Here is a 21,971-nt window from a genome sequence, read left to right on the forward strand (position 1 = left end):
TTCAGAATAAATAATAATCCGAAAACGTTTTTAAAGGAAAGGGGTGGTAAAACTTATCAACAAAGTGGTAAAATGTGGTAAAATGTGGTAAAACTTAATTATATTTGGTTCAACGAATTCGAAAAATCAGTACTGAGTGCTCAATCTCATTGGGACATACGAATGCAAGGCGGACGTCAAGGGTCGGGTCATGGTACCCGCCGATTTGAAGAAGCAATTAGCTCCTGTATCAGGGGCTGGTTTTGTTATTAAGCGCGCCGTTTTTCAGCCTTGTTTGGAGCTGTACCCAATGGAGGAATGGCAGAAGTTGATGGAGAAGATGAGTGGTCTCAATCGCTTCAACAGAAAGAACAATGATTTCATTCGGCGTTTTACGGCTGGGGTGCGCACCCTAGAGCTGGATGCGACCGGAAGGATCAACATTCCGAAGGACCTCATGTCCTTTGCGGGAATAGAAAAAGAGCTTGTTGTTTCCTCGGCAATCAACATTGTGGAGATATGGGACAAGCAGAAGTATGAACAGGCCATAGACGATGCGGCCAATGATTTTGCCGATCTGGCCGAAGAAGTAATGGGGGATGCAAATGATGCTAATGGAATATCATAATCCAGTTTTACTGCAAGAGACCGTAGCTGGGTTGAATATTAAACCCAATGGGGTTTACGTGGATGTCACCTTCGGTGGGGGTGGGCATTCCAAGGAAATTTTAAAACACCTCGGGGCCGATGGTAAACTCATCGCCTTCGATCAAGATAAAGACGCTCTGGAAAATGCTATCGATGATCCGCGTTTTATGCTCATCAATGAAAATTTTAGATACCTCAAACGGTTCCTCCGCTTTTACGGCCATAAGGAAGTGGATGGAATCCTTGGGGATTTTGGGGTTTCTTCCCATCAATTCGATGCGCCGGAACGCGGATTTTCAACAAGGTTCGAGGCCGAGTTGGATATGCGCATGGACCAGGAAAGTGAATTATCTGCCTTTCAAGTAATCAATGAATATAGCGAGGCCGATCTTAGAAGGATCCTGTCTCAATATGGAGAATTACGGGCTGCTGCTGGCATGGCCAGGGTTATTGTAGAAGCTAGGGGTTTGGCGACTATTAAGACTAGCAATCAATTAAAAGCAGCCTTGGGTAGATTTCTTCCGAAACATCGGGAAAATAAAATTCTAGCTCAAGTATATCAAGCCATTCGGATTGAGGTGAACCAAGAACTGGAAGCCTTGAAGGAATTCTTGGTGCAAACTCAGGATGTATTGAAGTCTGGGGGACGCCTAAGCCTTATTTCCTATCACTCCTTAGAAGATCGTTTGGTAAAACGCTTTATGCGCAATGGTATGTTCGAAGGTGAACCCGAAAAGGATGTATTTGGTAGGGTAGAAGTGCCCTTTAAGCCGGTAGGTAAGTTTGTGCTTCCTACTGAGGATGAAATAAAAGAAAACAGTCGAGCCCGTAGTGCGAAGCTACGCGTGGCCGAAAAACTATAAATGAAAAAGAGCTTTTACAATATCGTCAAGGGAAGGTTCTTGGTAAGTGATGATGCTTTCAAGAACTGGAGGTTCATCATTTTCCTTTCCTTTTTGGCCTTGGTGATGATTGGAAGTTCACACAGTGCCGATAGAAAGGTGCATGAAATTGCACGCCTCAACAATGAGGTAAAAGAGTTGAAGAGTGAGTATGTGGATGTGAGGATGCAGCTCATGCAGGCCAAAATGGAAAGCAAAATTATTAGGGCGATGGAGCGCCGAGGTTTGTTTCCTTCAGAAACCCCGCCCAAAAAGATAGTTATAAAGACAGAAAGGTAAAGAAGTGTCGGTAGAAGAAAAGAGCATATTAAACCGTTTCTACTTTATCGCCGGAGGTATGTTCATCTTCGCGGCGTTAATCACTTTTAAATTGGTGAGCATTCAGTTCGTCAATGGCGATAAGTATCGCGAGCTTGCCCAAAAGAACACCACAAAGAATTTTACCATTCCCGCGAATCGAGGTAATGTCTATGCCGATGATGGTAGTTTGTTGGCTACTTCTGTGCCCAAATACGACATCCGATTCGATGCGGTGACTGTTTCTTCCGAAGACTTTAAAGAATATCTAGCGCCGCTTTCAAAAGCATTGTCTGAACGTTTCGGTAGATCGGCTTCTTATTACGAAAACTTATTCCGAAAGGCCCGAGCCAACAAGAATCGTTACCTGTCGGTAGTAAAAGGACTAGGGTATTCCGATTATGTGGCTGTAAAGAACATGCCGCTCTTCCGAAAAGGACCTTATAAAGGAGGGATTATTGTGGAGCAGCGAACCGTGCGGGAGCATCCCTTGGGTAAAATCGGGGAACGCCTTATTGGGAACGAGATGCGAAATCAGCCCGGTGTATATGAAGTTGGATTCGAAGGTGCTTTCGATCAATATCTGAAAGGAAAAAGTGGACAACGCCTTAAGCAGAAAATAGCCAAGGGCCAATGGAAGCCTGTGTACGACGACAATGAAATTGAACCTGAAGATGGTTACGATATCATTTCTACTATTAATGTAAACATTCAGGACATTGCCCACCATGCGCTATTGAAGCAAATGGAATACTATGAAGCGGAACATGGAAGTGTTATTGTAATGGAAGTAAAATCGGGAGAGGTGAAGGCAGTTTCCAATTTGGGAAGAACTTCCGAAGGAAAGTATTACGAGAAATTGAATTATGCTGTAGGGGAAAGCCATGAGCCCGGTTCTACCTTTAAGGTGATGGCTTTGATGGCCGCCTTGGAAGCTGGGGTAGTGGATACCTCGACGGTGGTAGATACCAAACAAGGAGCAAAACGTTTCTATGGGCGAACCATTAACGATTCACGTCGCGGCGGATATGGGGAGATTTCAGCTGCAAGGGCTTTAGAGGTTTCCTCCAATATTGGTCTGGCTACGATTATCGATGAGGGATACAAGAAAGACCCACAGAAATTTGTAGATCAGTTAAAGGAGTGGAAGCTCCATGAGCGATTGGGAATTCCCATAATCGGGGAAGGAAAACCTGTCATTCCCCAACCAGGAGATGCCATTTGGAGTAGAAACGCCCTGCCTTCTATGGCGTATGGATACAATCTTCAGTTAACCCCGCTTCAAACATTAACCTTTTACAATGCCATTGCCAATAATGGAGTCATGGTGAAGCCTAGGTTCATCAAGGAAATACGTAGGATGAACATCGTCGTAGATGAATTCGGAACCGACATTGTCGATTTCAAAATCTGTTCTGATAAGACCTTGGGGCAGATGAAGGACATCCTGAAGAATGTGGTGAAACGGGGAACGGGAGAATCTTTGTATTCCGAATACTTCTCCATGGCAGGAAAGACGGGAACAGCCCGTACCGAATATGCCGCAGCCGATTGGGCAGAGAACAAACGCTACATCTCATCGTTTGCGGGTTACTTCCCAGCAGATGAGCCTAAATACTCTTGTATTGTGGTCATTCACAAACCGAGTATTAAAAAAGGATACTATGGGGCCGATGTTACCGGACCGGTATTTAAGAGAATCGCCCAAAAAATATTTACCGATAGTCCCCTAATCGATTATGTGATCGATCCCGATGAAAGTGATCCCGATCTGGGCAAGGATTATGACCAGTTCTACGATCAGGTGCAAAACCAATATGAGCGTGTTCCCAATGTAATGGGAATGGCGGGCATGGATGCCATTTCCTTGTTGGAGAATTCAGGATTGAGGGTACGCGTGGTTGGTAATGGTTCGGTGATTTCCCAATCATTGAAAAAAGGAGAAACATTTAAAAACGGTCAACAAATAACATTGCAGCTTAAGTGATATTGCTTCGAGATATATTGTACAAGGTAACTCTTGAGAAAGTGGTGGGGAATACAGCAGTACCCATCACCGAAATTCAGTTCGACTCCCGAAAAGTGGAACTGAACGATGTGTTTGTGGCCATTCGAGGAACTCTTTCCGATGGGCATGATTACATACAGATGGCCTGCGAAAAAGGAGCCATTGCGATTATCTGCGAAGAACTGCCCAGTCAAATCATTAACGGAATTACCTATGTTCAGGTACAGGACAGTCAGCAGGCCTTGGCATTGATGGCTTCTAATTTTTACGAAAACCCTTCCGAAAATCTAAAATTGGTAGGAGTTACCGGGACCAATGGTAAGACTACGATTTCCACACTGCTTTATAATCTATTTACACAAGCAGGTTATGAAGTAGGGCTACTGTCTACAGTGAAAATTTTGGTGGGGGCTAAGCAATATCCTGCTACCCATACAACGCCAGATAGCTTAACGATCAATAAGCATCTGAAGGAAATGGTTGATGCTGGAGTAGAATTCTGCTTTATGGAAGTGAGTTCGCACGGGATTCATCAAAAAAGAACTGAAGGACTTCATTTTACCGGCGGAATTTTCACCAATCTATCGCACGATCATTTAGATTACCACAAAAGCTTCAAAGAATATCGGGATGTAAAAAAGGCCTTTTTCGATCAATTGCCGAAAAAAGCTTTTGCCCTGACCAATAGTGACGATAAGAATGGTGCATTTATGCTTCAAAATACCGGGGCCAAAAAATACACCTACGCGCTTAAAACCTTAGCCGATTACAAAGCCCAGATCTTGGAGAACCAATTTTCTGGTTTGTTATTGAAGATAAATAACAATGAATTATGGGTAAAGTTGATCGGTTATTTCAATGCTTATAACCTGTTGGCCATTTATGGAACAGCCGAATTGTTAGGTCTGGAAACTATGGAGGTGCTGCAGTTGATAAGTACGTTAGAAAGTGTCGATGGTCGTTTTCAGTATTCCGTTTCAGAAAATAAAGTGACCTCTATTGTGGATTATGCCCACACGCCAGATGCATTGAAGAATGTACTGGAAACCATAAATGCCATTCGAACAGGAAATGAAACTCTCATCACTGTAGTGGGCTGTGGGGGCGATAGGGATGCTGCAAAGCGCCCAAAAATGGCCAATATAGCTACACAATTGAGCAACAAGGTCATTTTTACCAGTGATAATCCGCGCACGGAAGACCCACAGCAAATTATTGACGAAATGGAGGCTGGTGTTTCGCCAGAACATTTCAAAAAAACACTATCCATTGTCGATCGCAAGCAGGCTATTAAAACGGCTTGCCAGATGGCAGAGGAAGGAGATATCATCCTAGTAGCAGGAAAAGGACATGAAACGTATCAGGAGATTAATGGAGTACGGAAGGATTTCGATGATTTCAAGATTGTAAACGAACTATTAACCGCCCTCAACAAATAACTATGCTTTACTATCTGTTCGATTATCTAGACAAAACATACGATCTCCCCGGGGCCGGGTTGTTTCAATTTATCACATTCCGAGCGGCCATGGCCGTGATCCTATCGCTCATTATCGCTACTGTGTACGGAAAAAAAATCATCCGGATTCTGCAGCGAAAGCAGATGGGGGAAACCATTCGTGATTTAGGACTGGAAGGTCAAAAGGAAAAGGCTGGAACGCCTACCATGGGAGGAATCATCATCATTTTGGCGACCATCATTCCTGTATTGCTTTTTGCGAAGTTGGAAAATGTATACGTCGTGATGCTTTTGGTCACCACCCTTTGGATGGGTGCCATTGGTTTTACCGATGATTATTTGAAGAAATTTAAAAATGACAAGGCCGGGCTTCCCGGGAAATTTAAAGTCGTGGGTCAGGTAGGATTGGGGATTATTGTAGGGGCAACTATGTTCTTTCACCCAAATATTACCGTAAAGACGGAAAAACTGAATCCGGTGACTAATCAGGAAATCGTGGAAGCTGGAACCGCAACCGAGTTTAATGAAGCCGAAAAGACACTGCTTACGACTATGCCGTTCGTAAGCAGAAATGAGATCAACTATGAAAAACTGGTCACTTGGGCTGGAGAGGATTACAAGAAATATGCGTGGCTCATCTTCATTCCTATTGTGATTTTCATCATAACGGCAGTTTCTAACGGTGCCAACCTTACCGATGGAATCGATGGACTTGCCGCGGGAACCTCCGCCATTATTGGAGTAACCCTTGCCATTTTCGCATGGGTTTCGGGGAATGTGATTTTCTCAGATTATTTGAATGTAATGTACATCCCTAACATTGGGGAGCTTACCATATTCATTATGGCCTTCGTAGGAGCGCTTATTGGATTTTTATGGTACAATGCCTATCCAGCCCAGGTTTTTATGGGAGACACAGGAAGTTTGACCATTGGTGGCATCATAGCGGTTATCGCCATTGCCATTCGAAAGGAGTGGTTAATCCCAATCCTTTGCGGAATTTTCTTAATGGAAAACCTATCGGTGGTGATGCAGGTAAGCTGGTTTAAGTATACCCGAAAGAAATATGGAGAAGGAAGAAGGATATTCAAGATGTCCCCTTTGCACCATCATTTTCAGGTGAAGGGATATCATGAAAGTAAGATCGTTACCCGGTTTTGGATCGTAGGCATTGTGCTCGCGGTGCTGACCATAGTAACCCTTAAAGTACGATAAACATGAAGCGGCTGGTGGTGCTGGGAGCGGGTGAAAGTGGAGTAGGAACCGCTTTGTTAGGAAAAAAAGAAGGATACGAAGTTTTTGTTTCCGACTTCGGAAAAATAAAGGAACAGTATAAACAAGTTCTGGTACATCATGAAATAGTTTGGGAAGAAGAAGGCCACTCTTTGGAGCAGATGCAAAACGCAGACCTAGTGATGAAAAGCCCTGGGATACCCGATACGGCTCCTGTGGTACAAAGCCTTAAAGATGTAGGTGTTCCAGTGGTTTCTGAAATCGAATTTGCAGGTCAGTTTACCACTGCGAATTTGGTGGGAATTACTGGGAGCAATGGGAAAACCACTACAGCAAGTTTGACTTATCGACTGCTAGCTGATGGAGGATTGAACGTTGCACTGGGAGGAAATATTGGTGACAGTTTTGCGCAGCAAGTGGCCGAAGGGAATTTCGAACACTTTGTGTTGGAATTGAGCAGTTTCCAGTTGGATGGCATTGATTTGTTTCGACCGCACATAGCCGTGCTAACCAATTTAAGTCCAGATCATTTAGATCGGTACGACGGGAAATACGAAAATTATATCGCTTCCAAGTTCCGAATAACGATGAATCAAACAGAAGAAGACTATTTCATATACGACGGGGATGATGCAGAGATCATAAGCTGGTTAGAAAAGCATCCCATCCGTGCCCAGAAGTTGCCCTTTTCGCTCACGAAAGATATTGAAGAAGGGGCTTGCTTAAAAAATGAACAAATACAAATAACCATAAAAAACGAAAAAATTACTATGCCAATTGCCACATTAGGATTACAAGGAAAGCACAATGTTAAAAACGCCATGGCGGCCTCTACCGTAGCTACGCTATTAAGCATCCGAAAGGAAACGATACGGCAGTCCTTGGAGCAGTTTCAGGGAGTAGAGCACCGTCTGGAAAAAGTGCTTAAGATTAACAAGGTCATGTACATAAATGACTCCAAGGCTACCAATGTAAATGCGACATTTTTCGCGTTGGACAGCATGGAATCGCCTACGGTTTGGATTGTAGGTGGGGTCGATAAAGGAAACGATTATGACGAATTGTTGCCTTTGGTAAACGAAAAGGTGAAAGCCATCGTTTGCTTGGGCGTAGACAATGAAAAGATCGTAAAGTCATTCAGCAATGCCGTGGATATGATCGTGGAAACCCAAAGCATGAAAGACGCCGTACAAGTTGCCTACCGTTTGGCCGAAAAGGGAGAGAACGTACTCCTTTCGCCCGCTTGTGCAAGTTTCGATCTGTTCCAGAATTACGAGGATCGAGGAAGACAATTTAAAAATGCAGTAAGAGAATTATAGAAGAACGTGCGAACCATTTTCAGTAACATAAAAGGAGATAGAGCGATTTGGGCAGTTGTGGCACTGCTCGCACTCTTTTCTTTCCTTCCGGTGTACAGTGCCAGTAGCAATCTGGCCTATTTGTATGCGGATGGCAATACCATTAAGTTTTTACTGAAACACTTCGCACATTTGCTATTGGGCTTTGCCATTTTATATGGCGTCCATAGAATACCGTATAATTATTTTAAGGGCTTGTCGATTATCGCCCTTCCCGTAGTGGTCATATTATTGCTAATTACGCTTAGCCAAGGCAATACTATTGCAGGAGCCAATGCCAGTCGTTGGATCCGGGTTCCTTTCGTTGGTGTCTCTTTTCAGACTTCTACATTGGCAGCGGTTGTATTAATGACCTATGTAGCTCGTTACCTTTCTAAAATAAAGGGGAAAGAAATTACCTTCAAGGAAACCCTATTACCGCTGTGGTTACCTGTATTTCTGGTGTTGGCTTTAATCCTGCCTGCGAACTTTTCTACCACAGCCATCCTATTTGCCATGGTGAGCGTGCTCATGTTCATTGGTGGGTATCCCATTAAGTACTTGGGAATTATTTTCATGGCAGGGATTATTGGATTGGGGGTCTTCTATGGCTTTGCAAAGGTTTCTGGAATCGATTCGCTTTCAGTGAAGGTGCAGACATGGGAAAACCGGGTAAAGAATTTTTTAGACAATGAAGACACCGAAGCGGACTATCAGATAGAGAAAGCCAAGATTGCCATTGCTTCTGGTGGGTTAACAGGATTAGGGCCCGGAAAAAGTGTTCAGAAGAACTTTTTGCCTCAGTCGTCATCCGACTTTATTTATGCCATTATTGTAGAAGAATTTGGAATGGGCGGTGGCTTGTTCCTATTGCTGCTGTATTTGCTGCTGCTTTTCCGCTTGGTCATTGTCGTTCACAAGAGTGATTCTCCCTTCGGAAAACTATTGGTAATCGGTGTCGGATTGCCCATCATATTTCAAGCATTGATCAACATGGGTGTGGCGGTGGAGTTATTTCCAGTTACAGGACAGACATTGCCACTCATTAGTAGCGGAGGAACTTCCATTTGGATGACTTGTTTGGCGATGGGAATGGTATTGAGTGTAAGTGCCAAGAGAGAAGTGCAAATAAAGGAGGCGGAAGAAGAAAATCCACTGGATATTTTAAGTGAAACAATTTGAGTAAAGACCAAACATATCGATTTATCATAAGTGGTGGGGGTACCGGAGGGCATATTTATCCAGCCATTGCTATTGCCAATGAATTGAAGGCGCGATATCCGAAATCGGAATTTTTGTTTGTTGGAGCCAAGGATCGTATGGAAATGGAGAAGGTGCCTCAGGCGGGATATGAAATTGTGGGTCTATGGATTTCTGGTATTCAACGAAGTCTGAACCTGAAGAATTTGATGTTCCCTTTCAAATTGCTTTCCAGCTTGTGGAAATCGAAAGCGATCATCCGAAAGTTTAAGCCCGATGCAGCCATTGGTACTGGCGGTTATGCGAGTGCTCCCTTATTACGAGTCGCCTCCAAAAAAGGAGTTCCAAGTTTGATTCAGGAGCAAAACAGTCATGCCGGAATCACCAACAAATGGTTAAGCGGAAGGGTGCAAAAGATATGTACCGCCTATGATGGCATGGATCGGTTTTTTCCGAGTAACAAAATCGTTCTCACAGGGAATCCCGTACGGCAGGACTTGTTGGATGTTTCGTCCAATAGGGAAGAAGCATTACCCTTTTTCGAATTGAATCCTGAGAAGAAAACCCTACTAGTGATTGGGGGGAGTTTAGGTGCTGGAAAGATTAACGAATTAATCCATGGCAAGCTCTCTTATTTTGAAGCGAACAACGTTCAGGTGATTTGGCAATGCGGAAAGTATTATTTCGAAAGATATAAGCAGTATACCAACGACCATGTAAAAGTACATGCGTTTTTGAATCGGATGGATCTGGCCTATGCGGCAGCCGATGTCATTATTTCTAGGGCAGGGGCCTTATCGGTCTCTGAATTATGCCTGGTAGGAAAGCCGGTGTTGTTTATTCCGTCGCCCAATGTTTCGGAAGACCATCAGACTAAAAATGCACAGGCTATTGTGGGAAAAGAAGCCGCATTGATGTTGAAAGAGAACGATCTAGAGGCTCAATTTGAAATGACTTTTTCTAAAGTGCTAAATGATGCTGAAAAGCAACGTCTACTTTCAGAAAACATAAAAAAACTGGCCAAACCAGACGCTACCAAAGATATCGTAGCAGAAATTGAAAAGCTATTGCAAGCGTGAAAGACCTAAAGGACATACAGCACATTTATTTTGTCGGCATAGGCGGCATCGGGATGAGCGCATTGGCACGCTATGCACTTCGATTAGGTAAAACCGTTTGGGGCTATGACAAGACAGCTACCAAACTTACAGATGAGCTTATTGCCGAAGGGATGCAGATAACATTTACCGATGCAACTTCGGAGATTGATGCAGAACAACTGCAACTTGATGATACCTTGGTCGTGTTTACGCCTGCCATTCCGAAGAGCAATCAGATTTTAAGATACTTTCAGGAACAGGATTATGCGATTATGAAGCGGGCAAAATTCTTGGGTGAAGTCACAAAGGATACCTTATGTCTGGCAGTGGCAGGAACGCATGGTAAGACCACTACTTCTGCCATTCTAGGACATTTACTGGCCGAGTGTGATATGCCTGTCACGGCTTTCCTCGGAGGGATTGCGGAGAACTATCATTCCAATTTCATTAGTAAAGGAACAGAAATCACGGTGGTAGAAGCCGATGAGTTCGATCGTTCCTTCCTTCAGTTAAGTCCAGATATTGCCTGTGTCACATCTATGGATGCAGATCACTTGGATATTTATGGGGATAGCAGCTCGATAGAGGCTTCCTTTAAGGAATTTGCTGGTTTGCTTTCAGAAAAACAAAATCTACTCTTTAAAAAAGGATTGCCGTTAGAGGGAAAATCGGTTGCGATCAATGAAACGGCCGACTTTGAGGCTCAAAATGTACGGATTGAGAACGGTTCCTATGTTTTCGATCTTAAGACCCCTAATGAAGTCATTGAAAACCTAACGTTTTTACTCCCTGGACATCATAACCTACACAATGCGATTACAGCTTTGGGTATGGCAATCTTCGCGGGAACCCCAACTTCCTGTCTGCCCAAAGCTTTGTTTAGTTTTAAAGGCGTTGAAAGGCGCTTTACGTATAAAATTCGGTCGGAAGAAATGGTGCTTATCGATGATTATGCGCATCACCCAACCGAAATCGATGCATTACATCAAGCGGTCTCCGAAATGTATCCCGGAGAGCGAACCCTAATTGCGTTTCAGCCGCATTTATTCAGTAGAACCCAAGATTTTGCCGATGGTTTTGCCGAAAGTTTAGGCCGTTTTGATGAGGTGTTTTTGTTGGAAATCTACCCTGCTCGCGAGGAACCCATTCTAGGAGTTACTTCAGAATGGTTATGCGATAAAATGGAGGGGAAAAATGCTCAGGTCATATCCAAGGAAGCGCTTCCGGGATATGTGAAGAATTCCGCTTGCAAAGTGCGATTATTGGTAGGTGCAGGCGATATAGGTGCCGAAGTGGAAAAAGTAACCAAATATATACAAGATGAAGGGTAGATGGAGCGTTATACGATTAGTGATCGTCCTTGTATTGGTGGGGCTTCTCTACGGTTTTACCTATACGAGGAATCAGGGCAGAAAACTGACCGGATTGGACGTGCATTTTACGGATGAAAACAGTCCGTTTATCACCCTTTCTGCGGTTAATAAATTGTTAATACAAAATGAGGACAGTGTTACGAGCATCACTAAAGAAACTTTAGTTTTGAAAGAGATGGAATCTAGGCTGTTGCAAAATCCTATGGTGCGTGATGCTCAGGTCTTTGTAACGGCAGATGGGAGATTAGGGGCAAAAATAGAGCAACGCAATCCCATCGCTCGGGTGGCCGATAACCCCAGTTACTATGTAGACGAAGATGGAAAAAGGATGCCGCTTTCCAAAGTATATGCGGCACGGGTTCCTATAATAACGGGATCATCCAACGATAACTTTACAGAACTCACTCCATTATTGCTCAAGATTCGGGAAGACGATTTCATGAACAAGAGCATTGTAGGAATTCACAAAGGAAGGAGTGGTATCATAGATCTGGAAATGCGGAAAATGGACTTCAATGTTCGCTTGGGTAAAATAGAGGACGTTGAAAGGAAGTTTCAGAATTTTAAAGCTTTTTATCAAAAAGCAAAACGGGACGATAAGCTTACGAGTTACCGATTGGTAGACCTACAATTTGGGAGCCAAGTGGTAGCGACAAAAAAATAAGTCATGGAAAACAACAGTATCGCTGTAGGATTGGATATAGGTACCACGAAGATCGTGGCCATGATCGGGCGGAAAAATGAATATGGAAAAATGGAGATCCTGGGTATTGGTAAATCCAAGAGCCTTGGGGTACATCGTGGCGTGGTTAATAACATTACCCAGACCATTCAGTCCATTCAGCAGGCCATTCAGGATGCGGAGACTTCATCAGACATGAAGATAGAGGATGTAGTGGTTGGAATTGCAGGGCAACACATTCGTAGCCTTCAACACAGCGATTACATTACCCGTCCCGATAGCGAAGTAGTCATTGACGAAGAAGATATAGAGCGCTTGTGCAATCAGGTACACAAACTGGTGATGTTGCCTGGAGAAGAAATCATCCATGTACTTCCACAAGATTTTAAAGTAGATGGACAGGCAGAAATTAAAGAACCCATTGGGATGTACGGGGGACGATTGGAAGCCAACTTCCATGTAGTGGTAGGACAGGTTTCTTCCATCAGAAATATTGGGCGCTGTGTAAAAAGCGCCGGAATCAATCTTTCGGGAATCACCTTAGAGCCCTTGGCTTCGGCCAATGCGGTGTTGAGTCAGGAAGAGAAGGAAGCAGGTGTCGCTCTGATCGATATCGGGGGTGGAACCACCGATTTGGCAATTTTCAAGGATGGTATCATTCGTCATACGGCAGTGATTCCTTTCGGAGGAAATGTCATTACCGAGGACATTAAAGAAGGTTGTTCTATTATCGAGAAGCAGGCCGAATTATTGAAAATTAAATTCGGTTCCGCATGGCCTGGAGAAAACAAAGACAATGAAATTGTTTCTATTCCTGGATTACGTGGTAGGGAGCCTAAAGAAATTACTTTAAAAAACCTTTCCAAAATCATACATGCACGGGTAGTAGAAATCGTTGAGCAGGTGTATTTGGAAATTAAGAATTACGGGCACGAAGAGCAGAAGAAGAAGCTTATTGCGGGGATCGTCCTTACGGGAGGAGGTTCGCAATTACGCCATTTAAAGCAGTTGGTAGAATACATTACGGGTATGGATACGCGTGTAGGATACCCCAACGAGCATTTGGCGGGCGATAGCGATAGTGAAACGACGAGTCCTATGTATGCTACGGCCGTTGGTTTGGTCATGAACAGTTTGGAGTCCAAGGAGAAAAACATGCAATTGGAGAAAGCGAAGATGGCGCACGAGACGGTTACATCTACCGAAGAGGTAGAAGAAGAATCCAATAGTGAAGTAAATCAGACTATGGATGAGACCCCTAAAGAGCGGAAACGCTTTTTCGACAAATGGGCGGAAAAGTTCAAGGAATTTTTGGACAACGCCGAGTAACAAAGAACAAAAACAATAACTATACAACTAACTAGATAAAATCCCGAAAAGGATTTTAACCTCACAAAAAAAAGTATATGAGCAGTAACGCAGAATTTGATAATATTTCGTTCGATCTGCCCAAGAATCAGTCCAATGTCATCAAGGTAATTGGTGTAGGAGGTGGTGGTAGCAATGCCATTAACCATATGTTTAGTCAAGGCATAAAAGGGGTGGATTTCGTGATATGCAATACCGATGCTCAAGCATTGGAGAACAGTCCTGTGCCCATAAAAATCCAATTGGGAGTTTCCCTTACCGAGGGATTAGGAGCTGGAGCCAATCCTTCTATTGGGGAACAGTCTGCCGTGGAGAGCGTGGAAGACATCAAGAATATGTTGATGACCAATACGAAGATGATCTTCATTACCGCGGGAATGGGCGGTGGAACAGGTACCGGAGCTGCTCCCATCATTGCCAAAATGGCTAAGGAGCTAAACATCCTTACCGTGGGTATTGTTACTATTCCATTTCAGTTTGAAGGAAAAATAAGAAACGATCAGGCGCAGATTGGGGTAGAAAAGCTTCGCCAGAATGTCGATTCACTCATTGTTATAAATAACAACAAACTTCGCGAAGTCTACGGAAATCTTGGCTTTAAAGCAGGTTTCTCTAAGGCAGATGAAGTATTATCGACGGCCGCACGCGGGATTGCAGAAGTAATTACCCATCACTATACGCAGAATATTGACTTGCGTGATGCTAGAACCGTATTGGCAAACAGTGGAACTGCCATTATGGGAAGTGCTAGTGCAAGTGGAGCCAATAGAGCACAGGAAGGTATCACCAAGGCCTTGGATTCTCCGTTGTTGAACGATAACAAAATTAAGGGAGCCAAGAACGTATTGTTGTTGATTGTTTCCGGTACTGAGGAAATTACCATCGACGAGATTGGAGAAATCAGTGATCACATTCAAACCGAAGCTGGACACAGTGCCAATATCATCATGGGAGTGGGAGAAGATGAGGCGCTGGAAGGTGCGATTTCTATTACCGTGATTGCTACTGGATTCAATGCCGAACAGCAAGACGAGATCGTAAATACAGATCCCAAGAAGATCATACATACACTAGAAGACGAGCAAAAGGCGGAGCATGATCTTATGCCAAAGCCATCAGCAATAGAAGTGCCTGTTCAGGAAAAGAAGGAAGAAGTAATTCGACACACTTTACTTTTTGATGAAGAAGAGGATGAAAAGCCCATGGCTAAGAAAGTGACTCAGAAGGAACTTCCTTTTGAAGGCTACGTGGAAACTTCAGAATTGATCAAAAACATTGAGGTAGAGTCTACCCTGATCGATATTCACTATTTGGCCGAGTTTGAGCAGATTCAGATCAATAAAATTGATGTAAACGATTTTGTGATTGTAACGGCCGATACTGAAGAGCAGGTTACTGAAACGGAAGCTCCGGTGATTAAAACAGAGGAAAATGAGATTGAAGAGCAGATGCTAATGTTCGACCTCCCCATTAACCCTCAGACTCCATCTGAAAAGCAGCCCATAGCAGCCGAAGTGCAGTTGGAAGAGGAGGAGCCGGAATTAATGGTAAAACGCATCGAAGATATTGAGGTAAATGACCCTATTGAAGTGGTCCCTGTTACTGAAGTGACCGAGGAAGGGATTAAACGATACAGTTTGGACGATTATCAAGAAAAAGAAGATGAACTGTTAGGTGCGAAGCCTAATTCCGTCCAAGAGGAGGAAGTTGTATTCGAAACAAGAACGATAGAAGAGGCTGAAACAGAATCTGATACGGATGAAGCTGCCGATCCATTGAACTCTCCCATTTCGAAATTGCTCAAGGATAGAACCGAGGAGCGCAAGCGAAAAATGAAAGAGTTCAACTATAAGTTTAGAAACAGTGCTTCCAAAATAGACGATATAGAAAAACAGCCTGCCTACAAAAGAGCAGGGATAGAGTTGGAGGATGTGGATTCCAGCGATGCGAATATCTCACGTACGTCTGTAAATACAGATGACGATGATATAGATCTAAGGACCAATAACTCCTTCTTGCACGACAATGTAGACTAGCGGTTTCACTCCTCAAGACCGCCATGTCTGCGGACCTTTCAGGCGTAACAACTTGGAAGGTTTTTTCTTGAACATAACCGTTTAGATATAAATTCACAAGCCGAATGCACTCGCATTCGGCTTTTAAGTATTAATACGTATGAGAGATGATTTGGTGGCTATTTAACTTTGTAATTGTCTAATAGCTAACTGAATAAATATGAAAACTCATACCTATATCCTTACCGCTGGTCTGCTCTTGGCCATGGGTCTTATGTATTTTGCTTGCAAGGAAGAGATAAAATCGGATACTGCCGATGATGAACCTATTTCTGAGGAAGATATAAAAAGGGATACAACCACCAATCCTACCTTCATGACCATTTCAGACATTCATTTGGACGATGCCGTTCCTGAGGTAAGTTATGGTTGTGATACGGGAACCGAATTATGGACTGCAGCTCAGTCTAAGTTCATTTCCTTGGTCAAGAAGAAGAACCCAGGGTTCATCCTGTATTTAGGAGATTTACCAGTACATCATGGAGATTCTTGTTTAAAAAAGGTAGTGCCTTCCGATTCTATTTCGGACAAAATTCATGGAGATATAGGCCAGGTATTGGCTGGATTACGCACCATAGCCGATTCTACCAATGTTCCTTTGCTCTATCTACCTGGAAATAATGATGGCTACGGCGGGGATTATGCTTCCTTTTCATACATAAAAGCAAACGATACTATTACACCTTTTACCCTAGACACGCTTGGAACCAAGGATTGGCCCATTATTAAAGGGACAAAGCCGGATTCCTACTTTCAAAGAGAAGGCAATGCTACGTTGGGGTATTATGCTGCCTATCCGTTAGGGAAGGATACGACCCGTACAGCCAATTTAAAAGTATTGATGTTAAATACGGTCATTCTTTCGGCACGCTATGTGAGTGATGACAACATAAATATTTATACTGCGGCTCAGGATCAGTTTGACTGGATGGGGAAACAATTGGCCAAGGCAAAAGCCAATAAAGAAAAGGTCATTTTAGGAATGCATATACCTCCTGGGCTTGACGGCTATTCTGGAACGGATATGTTTTGGCGTAATAGTCCTGCCGACACTCTCAAGAATGGACATACCTATGTGAATGAATTTGTGACTTTGGTAGATGCCCATAAAGATGAGATTACGGGGATATTGACCAGCCACACCCATATGGATGAGTTGAAACGAGTATTCAACAAGAATAATGAACTGATAGAGTTGTGTATTTCTACCCCAGGGATTACTGTAAATCACGGTAACAATCCTGGAATGAAGGTGTTTGAGTACGATACAAACAGCTACGAACTACTCGACTATACCACTTCCTATGCTCAAAGTGATCAAGGGACGTTCACATTCGATAATTCGCAGACATATACCTTTAATTCCACCTACGGAGGTTGTAGTGGGGCGAAAACCATGCTGGAATGTATTTCCAGCATTAGCTCGGATCCTACTACTGCTGGAAGAAAGGCCGTTGTGGATCTTATGGAAGAGAACTATAATGTTCGGCACAATGTACCCGCTACCTATAATTATCCCATAGGGTTGGATGTACTTCCCAATATGTAAGGATTCTTGTCTTTCGAAACCTTTTAATTGAAAGGTTTATTGATTATCTTCGCGGTCTGTTTTAATTTTGCGATATGAGTTTACAGAAGCAGATTATGGAGGCCATGAAAACGGCCATGAAGGAAAAAAATACCACGGCATTGGAAGCATTGCGCGCGGTAAAAAGTGCATTGCTATTGGCTCAAACTGAAAAAGGAGCCAAGGAAGAACTTTCTGAAGATCAAGAAATTAAACTATTGCAGAAACTGGTGAAGCAACGTAAGGATAGTGCAGCTATTTTTACGGAGCAAGGTCGCGATGATTTGGCCGAACCAGAAATTGCACAAGCTGCCATTATCGAGGAATTTTTACCCGAGCAAATGAGCGAGGAGGAAGTTACCAAGGTTGTTGATGCTATTATAGCTGAAACTGGAGCTTCTTCTATGAAGGATATGGGAAAGGTGATGGGTATGGCCAATGGACAGCTTAAAGGTAGGGCAGATGGAAAAACCATCTCCACCATCGTAAAACAAAGACTCGCATAAGCGAAGGCCCCGTAGTTCAACTGGATAGAATATCAGATTTCGGCTCTGAGGGTTGGGGGTTCGAATCCTCCCGGGGTCACTACGAGCACTAAGTCTTGCAACGAAAGTTGCAGGACTTTTTGTTTCCGAAGAAACCGAAGCTTGCTTCAAGGTTTGTGAGGGAGCAAAAAGTGCAGTGCCATTGGCATTGCAGACTTAGTATTCGCAAAGGCGAGCATTATGAGGATCATGCAATAATCCGAAGCTTGCTTCAAGGTTTGTGAGGGAGCAAAAAGTGCAATGCAGGGGCATTGCTGACTTGGTATTCGCAAAGGCGAGCCCAATGAGGATCACGACGTAATCCTCATTTTTCAAAATAAGTATATTTTTTATATTTCGGTTAGAAATAGAAACACTGATACATTTCTTATAAACTGATTGATTAAAAAATTAAAGAAACAGGAATCTATAAATGGTTGTAGAAAATAAAACGTCCTACAATGACGCATTTTGGAGTTACCTCAATCATCAACTTAAAGTTGAATTCGCTCGTACTAAATATAGCTATCGTTGGATGTACCCCATAGAAATTTCAATTGATTCACTCTTCAAAAAAAGAAAAACCAACGAGAAAGTTACTATTAACGCTAGAGTTTTGTTCGAAGAAGATGGAGATGAAAAGGAATATTTAGGAAAATTAACTTTGGGAAGTTACTCTCGCAAGGCATACACAAATGTAAAAGGCATTGACTTGACTAAATGCTATCCGAAATCGGACTTTTCGGAATGGGTCAAAATGGATGAATTAAATAATGTAGTCGAAATATATCTGAAATAAGCAAATTCAATATTGCGATTATATACATGCGCAGTTAGCCAAAAAACTCTATGGGATTAGACATAACACATTATAAAGCTACTTTAGAAAAGGCAGAAGATTACACGCTATTCTATATAGGACAAGGTATTTATGGAGAGACAGGGGGCGTTATTCGAGAAAAATTTGAAGGCTTTAATGTTGATTTCAATCACTTCAGTAAATACATACAGGAGATTGATTTTCCTACAGAAATAGAAAGTGTGGTCATTGTAAAAGGGAATGAAAACTTAAAAGAAGTACAAGAACATTTTCGGTCTACAGAACGCATCTTTTTGGTTCGGGAAAATGAAGAACAACTTCAAAAAACCTTGAGTGATTTTGAAAGAAATAGAGGGTATGAGAACCTAAAGAAGTGTTTCGAGGATATCGATTATATGGATTGGATCATTCTTAGATACTACACTGTTGAAAAAAAGGAGGGATTCTACTTTAAAAGTGTGGGGGAACAGCGAAAAGGGATGAATGGGAAATTTTACCAGAAATTCTGCAAAGGAAATCAGCACATGTTTGCACATAAAAGCGACTTCGATTATGCGCTAACATGCGTAGACCATTATTGGGAAGGGGATAGTAAGGAACGTGTAAGACAGAGGAAAGAAGAATTCAAAAAATATTTTGTTGACAATTTTGAGTCTGGAGCTAGCTTTATGTTTGTTTCCTATTAAAGAAATAAAACCGATCTTTAGTATCCAATTCCCGAGAGCCAAACATCTTAATGAACAATCTAGAATACATATTGAGTCTCGATCCCTATGCCAAAACAAAACAGTTTAAAAAAGGCGAAATTATTCAACGGGAAGGAGACATCAATGCCTCCACTCACTACGTAAAGAAAGGTCTGCTAAGGAGCTATACTATAGACAGTAAAGGGAAGGAGCACATTTTTATGTTTGCTCCAGAAGAATGGATCGTGGCCGATATCGAATCCCAGGAATTCAATAAACCTGTGGAGTTGTATATCGATTGTTTGGAAGACTCTGAAGTGATCGTTTTCGACAAGGATTGTTTTTTCAAAGGAGATTTGTCCAAAGAAGAAATTCATAAAAACACCGTGCTTTTGTATCGAAGAATGGCAGTGCTACAACGTAGGGTCCTCATGTTGATGAGTTCCCCTGCCATAGACCGATATGAATACTTCTTGAAAACCTATCCTAATTTACCGCATCGCATTCCACAACACATGATCGCTACCTACTTAGGAATTACTCCCCAGGCCCTGAGTACGATACGAGGAAAAATAGCGAAGCCCAATTAGCTCATTTAATTAATCTAGATGAATGCGTAGTAAAAAATAAGTGCCGAAATTTGATCTTGTAAAATTTCACACTTATGAAGAAACTATTGAATATAGAACCGTTGGGCTTTCCCTGGAAAACCCAAGATCCGTTTTTGTTTTGTGCCTATCATCGGGATGAATACCCAGAGGGCAACGAGAACATGGGCGTGGATTTCGACATGTTGAGAGGAAGAAATGTAGGTCAGGATTTTATGCTCAAGGATGGATGGCGTATGTATCACGGAACCAATGTTCCCGGTTTTCCGTACCATCCACATCGCGGGTTTGAAACTATTACCATTAATAAAGAAGGAGTAGTAGATCATTCCGACTCCATGGGAGCGGCTGGCCGGTTTATGGGAGGCGATGTGCAATGGATGACCGCTGGAAGGGGCGTGCAGCATTCCGAAATGTTTCCGTTAATCAATGATGTCGAGGGCAATCCCCTTGAGATTTTTCAGATATGGCTCAATTTGCCCAAAGTTTCCAAAATGGTAGATCCCCATTTCAAAATGTTATGGAGAGAGGACATTCCTATCCTTCAACAGAAGGACGAAAATGGGAAGGTTACTACCATCGACCTTATCGCTGGAACTTTAGGTAATAACAAAGCTTTGGATCCTACCCCAAATTCATGGGCCTCCAACCCAGAGAATGCGGTGGGCGTGTATACTGTGAAGATGGAGGCGGGAGCCACCTGGACCCTGCCTAAAACAAGTGCAGAAGCCAGTAGAAGCCTATTCTATTACAAAGGAGATACGATCGAGATAGAAGGCCAGAAAATAGGCTCCGGTCATCTTTTGGAGGCTGTTTCCCATGAAGACATCATGATTCAAAATGGAAAAGGAGCATCTTACTTCCTGATTCTTGAAGGAAAGCCCATTAATGAGCCCGTGGTAAAGCATGGCCCTTTTGTGATGAATACCGAGGAAGAGATTTACGAAACCATGAAGGAGTATGGCAAAACCCAATTTGGTGGATGGCCTTGGGCCGAAGTCGAAGCGGTACACGCCAAAGACAAAGGCAGATTTGCCCTGCATAGTAACGGAGTAGAAGAAATTAAATAAATATAAAATGAGTACAAAAGCTAATGCCAGACCTTGGCCCGTTTTAGATTTTAATACAATTCAAGACACCTTGGAAACCTTGCATCAATGGATTCAGATTGTAGGTAAAATTAGATTGCGAACCATGCCGTGGCAAAACCATTCATGGCACACGGCGCTCTATATTTCCCCGCATGGATTTTCCACACATGGAATTCCCTATGAAGGAAGGGTTTTTCAAATTGATTTCGATTTTGAACAACATAAGCTGTTCATTCAGTGCTCGGGATCGGATACCGTGGTGATGGAATTGCGTCCCATGACGGTGGCGGATTTTTACAAAGAACTGTTCAAAAAGCTCTCGAACTTGGGAATCGATGTTACCATTCATGGAAGTCCCAATGAAATGGAACCGGCCATTCCTTTTGCCAAAAATACCATCAACAAGTCTTATGCTCCCCAAGCAGCCAACGATCTTTGGCAGGCCATGATGCGGGCCAATGATGTTTTCAATCAGTTTAGAAGTGAGTTTGTAGGTAAATGTAGTCCCGTACACCTTTTTTGGGGTGCTTTCGATTTGGCCGTAACGCGATTCTCAGGGAATTCGGCACCATTGCACCAAGGAGGAATGCCCAATATGCCCTTGGAGGTAATGCAAGAGGCTTACTCGCAAGAGGTTAGTAGTGCGGGATTCTGGCCGGGGTCCAAGGATTTCCCATTCCCAGCTTTTTATGCGTATGCGTATCCGAGTGACCAGCGTTTCGGAGAACAAAAAGTGGAACCCAAGGAAGCTTTTTATAGTCCCGATATGGGAGAGTTTTTCTTGAAGTACGAAGATGTACAGCGGTCCGAACAACCTGAAAAGATGTTGTACGATTTCTTGCAAACTACCTACGAAGCGGCAGCGAATACCTCAAAGTGGGATAGGGTGTCACTGGAAAAGTAAATTCTTGTAAAACTAAATATGGGTCGAGCATTCGTGAAGAAGGATGTTCGACCCTTTCTTTTGTGTGCGATTTATAGCGCAAAGCGTTATCTTTATTTTAAAATACCTAG

19 protein-coding genes and 1 tRNA gene are annotated in these 21,971 nt (G+C 42.9%); all 20 read left to right on the forward strand.

From position 1 onward, the window contains the following. The first annotated feature begins 136 nt into the window (after window positions 1-136). The 20 genes from mraZ to POV27_RS04090 all read left to right on the forward strand — a co-directional run bounded on the left by mraZ (window position 137) and on the right by POV27_RS04090 (window position 21,861). Complete coding sequence (gene mraZ / locus POV27_RS03995) at window positions 137-607, forward strand: division/cell wall cluster transcriptional repressor MraZ (protein WP_272861435.1); 471 nt, start codon at window positions 137-139, stop codon at window positions 605-607. Further along, window positions 594-1,490, forward strand: a complete 897-nt coding sequence (gene rsmH, locus POV27_RS04000; RefSeq protein WP_272861436.1) for a 16S rRNA (cytosine(1402)-N(4))-methyltransferase RsmH — start codon at window positions 594-596, stop codon at window positions 1,488-1,490. The genes mraZ and rsmH overlap by 14 nt, the downstream gene beginning before the upstream one ends. Next, on the forward strand, window positions 1,491-1,808 hold the full coding sequence (locus POV27_RS04005) for an FtsL-like putative cell division protein (protein WP_272861437.1): 318 nt from the start codon (window positions 1,491-1,493) through the stop codon (window positions 1,806-1,808). A gap of 4 nt (window positions 1,809-1,812) precedes the next feature. Further along, the gene (locus POV27_RS04010; protein ID WP_272861438.1) at window positions 1,813-3,813 is read left to right on the forward strand and encodes a penicillin-binding protein; all 2,001 of its coding nucleotides are present in this window, start codon (window positions 1,813-1,815) and stop codon (window positions 3,811-3,813) included. Next, window positions 3,810-5,273 carry a UDP-N-acetylmuramoyl-L-alanyl-D-glutamate--2,6-diaminopimelate ligase gene (locus POV27_RS04015; RefSeq protein ID WP_272861439.1) on the forward strand — a complete coding sequence of 488 codons (1,464 nt, stop codon included), beginning with the start codon at window positions 3,810-3,812 and terminating at the stop codon, window positions 5,271-5,273. Before POV27_RS04010 ends, POV27_RS04015 begins: the two co-directional genes overlap by 4 nt. Before the next feature lie 2 nt (window positions 5,274-5,275). Further along, a complete protein-coding gene (gene mraY, locus POV27_RS04020; RefSeq protein WP_272861440.1) occupies window positions 5,276-6,508 on the forward strand; it encodes a phospho-N-acetylmuramoyl-pentapeptide-transferase in 1,233 nt (410 codons plus the stop codon). A 2-nt stretch (window positions 6,509-6,510) separates the two neighbouring features. Continuing rightward, window positions 6,511-7,845 carry a UDP-N-acetylmuramoyl-L-alanine--D-glutamate ligase gene (murD, locus tag POV27_RS04025; protein WP_272861441.1) on the forward strand — a complete coding sequence of 445 codons (1,335 nt, stop codon included), beginning with the start codon at window positions 6,511-6,513 and terminating at the stop codon, window positions 7,843-7,845. A gap of 6 nt (window positions 7,846-7,851) precedes the next feature. After that, the gene (locus tag POV27_RS04030) at window positions 7,852-9,045 is read left to right on the forward strand and encodes an FtsW/RodA/SpoVE family cell cycle protein (RefSeq protein ID WP_272861442.1); all 1,194 of its coding nucleotides are present in this window, start codon (window positions 7,852-7,854) and stop codon (window positions 9,043-9,045) included. Next, window positions 9,042-10,142 (forward strand): undecaprenyldiphospho-muramoylpentapeptide beta-N-acetylglucosaminyltransferase, encoded by a 1,101-nt coding sequence (murG, locus tag POV27_RS04035; protein ID WP_272861443.1) that lies wholly within the window; start codon window positions 9,042-9,044, stop codon window positions 10,140-10,142. The genes POV27_RS04030 and murG overlap by 4 nt, the downstream gene beginning before the upstream one ends. Continuing rightward, window positions 10,139-11,494, forward strand: coding sequence for a UDP-N-acetylmuramate--L-alanine ligase (locus tag POV27_RS04040; protein WP_272861444.1), 1,356 nt, complete (start codon window positions 10,139-10,141; stop codon window positions 11,492-11,494). The genes murG and POV27_RS04040 overlap by 4 nt, the downstream gene beginning before the upstream one ends. After that, on the forward strand, window positions 11,484-12,200 hold the full coding sequence (locus POV27_RS04045) for a cell division protein FtsQ/DivIB (protein WP_272861445.1): 717 nt from the start codon (window positions 11,484-11,486) through the stop codon (window positions 12,198-12,200). The genes POV27_RS04040 and POV27_RS04045 overlap by 11 nt, the downstream gene beginning before the upstream one ends. A 3-nt stretch (window positions 12,201-12,203) precedes the next feature. Beyond that, the gene (ftsA, locus tag POV27_RS04050; protein WP_272861446.1) at window positions 12,204-13,547 is read left to right on the forward strand and encodes a cell division protein FtsA; all 1,344 of its coding nucleotides are present in this window, start codon (window positions 12,204-12,206) and stop codon (window positions 13,545-13,547) included. A gap of 77 nt (window positions 13,548-13,624) precedes the next feature. Continuing rightward, on the forward strand, window positions 13,625-15,622 hold the full coding sequence (gene ftsZ, locus POV27_RS04055) for a cell division protein FtsZ (RefSeq protein WP_272861447.1): 1,998 nt from the start codon (window positions 13,625-13,627) through the stop codon (window positions 15,620-15,622). A 199-nt stretch (window positions 15,623-15,821) separates the two neighbouring features. Further along, window positions 15,822-17,210 carry a metallophosphoesterase gene (locus POV27_RS04060; RefSeq protein WP_272861448.1) on the forward strand — a complete coding sequence of 463 codons (1,389 nt, stop codon included), beginning with the start codon at window positions 15,822-15,824 and terminating at the stop codon, window positions 17,208-17,210. 74 nt (window positions 17,211-17,284) lie between these two features. Beyond that, complete coding sequence (locus tag POV27_RS04065) at window positions 17,285-17,734, forward strand: GatB/YqeY domain-containing protein (RefSeq protein WP_272861449.1); 450 nt, start codon at window positions 17,285-17,287, stop codon at window positions 17,732-17,734. Between the two features lie 5 nt (window positions 17,735-17,739). Continuing rightward, window positions 17,740-17,813: transfer RNA gene (locus tag POV27_RS04070), tRNA-Arg, on the forward strand. A gap of 788 nt (window positions 17,814-18,601) precedes the next feature. Next, window positions 18,602-19,258, forward strand: coding sequence for a hypothetical protein (locus POV27_RS04075; protein ID WP_272861450.1), 657 nt, complete (start codon window positions 18,602-18,604; stop codon window positions 19,256-19,258). Between the two features lie 50 nt (window positions 19,259-19,308). Then, window positions 19,309-19,848: a Crp/Fnr family transcriptional regulator gene (locus tag POV27_RS04080; RefSeq protein WP_272861451.1), complete on the forward strand. Its 540-nt coding sequence runs from the start codon at window positions 19,309-19,311 to the stop codon at window positions 19,846-19,848. 74 nt (window positions 19,849-19,922) lie between these two features. Beyond that, the gene (locus POV27_RS04085; RefSeq protein WP_272861452.1) at window positions 19,923-20,936 is read left to right on the forward strand and encodes a pirin family protein; all 1,014 of its coding nucleotides are present in this window, start codon (window positions 19,923-19,925) and stop codon (window positions 20,934-20,936) included. Between the two features lie 7 nt (window positions 20,937-20,943). Further along, window positions 20,944-21,861 carry a DUF5996 family protein gene (locus POV27_RS04090; protein ID WP_272861453.1) on the forward strand — a complete coding sequence of 306 codons (918 nt, stop codon included), beginning with the start codon at window positions 20,944-20,946 and terminating at the stop codon, window positions 21,859-21,861. Window positions 21,862-21,971 lie beyond the last annotated feature (110 nt).

This window comes from Aureisphaera galaxeae (assembly GCF_028561275.1).
GTDB lineage: Bacteria > Bacteroidota > Bacteroidia > Flavobacteriales > Flavobacteriaceae > Aureisphaera > Aureisphaera galaxeae.

What these genes read in the sequence shown, in the direction of transcription:
- rsmH (WP_272861436.1), top strand. Translation starts at nt 594, where the DNA reads ATGGAATATCATAATCCAGTTTTACTGCAAGAGACCGTAGCTGGGTTG.
- POV27_RS04005 (WP_272861437.1), top strand. Translation starts at nt 1,491, where the DNA reads ATGAAAAAGAGCTTTTACAATATCGTCAAGGGAAGGTTCTTGGTAAGT.
- mraY (WP_272861440.1), top strand. Translation starts at nt 5,276, where the DNA reads ATGCTTTACTATCTGTTCGATTATCTAGACAAAACATACGATCTCCCC.
- murD (WP_272861441.1), top strand. Translation starts at nt 6,511, where the DNA reads ATGAAGCGGCTGGTGGTGCTGGGAGCGGGTGAAAGTGGAGTAGGAACC.
- POV27_RS04045 (WP_272861445.1), top strand. Translation starts at nt 11,484, where the DNA reads ATGAAGGGTAGATGGAGCGTTATACGATTAGTGATCGTCCTTGTATTG.
- ftsA (WP_272861446.1), top strand. Translation starts at nt 12,204, where the DNA reads ATGGAAAACAACAGTATCGCTGTAGGATTGGATATAGGTACCACGAAG.
- ftsZ (WP_272861447.1), top strand. Translation starts at nt 13,625, where the DNA reads ATGAGCAGTAACGCAGAATTTGATAATATTTCGTTCGATCTGCCCAAG.
- POV27_RS04060 (WP_272861448.1), top strand. Translation starts at nt 15,822, where the DNA reads ATGAAAACTCATACCTATATCCTTACCGCTGGTCTGCTCTTGGCCATG.
- POV27_RS04065 (WP_272861449.1), top strand. Translation starts at nt 17,285, where the DNA reads ATGAGTTTACAGAAGCAGATTATGGAGGCCATGAAAACGGCCATGAAG.
- POV27_RS04075 (WP_272861450.1), top strand. Translation starts at nt 18,602, where the DNA reads ATGGGATTAGACATAACACATTATAAAGCTACTTTAGAAAAGGCAGAA.
- POV27_RS04080 (WP_272861451.1), top strand. Translation starts at nt 19,309, where the DNA reads ATGAACAATCTAGAATACATATTGAGTCTCGATCCCTATGCCAAAACA.
- POV27_RS04085 (WP_272861452.1), top strand. Translation starts at nt 19,923, where the DNA reads ATGAAGAAACTATTGAATATAGAACCGTTGGGCTTTCCCTGGAAAACC.
- POV27_RS04090 (WP_272861453.1), top strand. Translation starts at nt 20,944, where the DNA reads ATGAGTACAAAAGCTAATGCCAGACCTTGGCCCGTTTTAGATTTTAAT.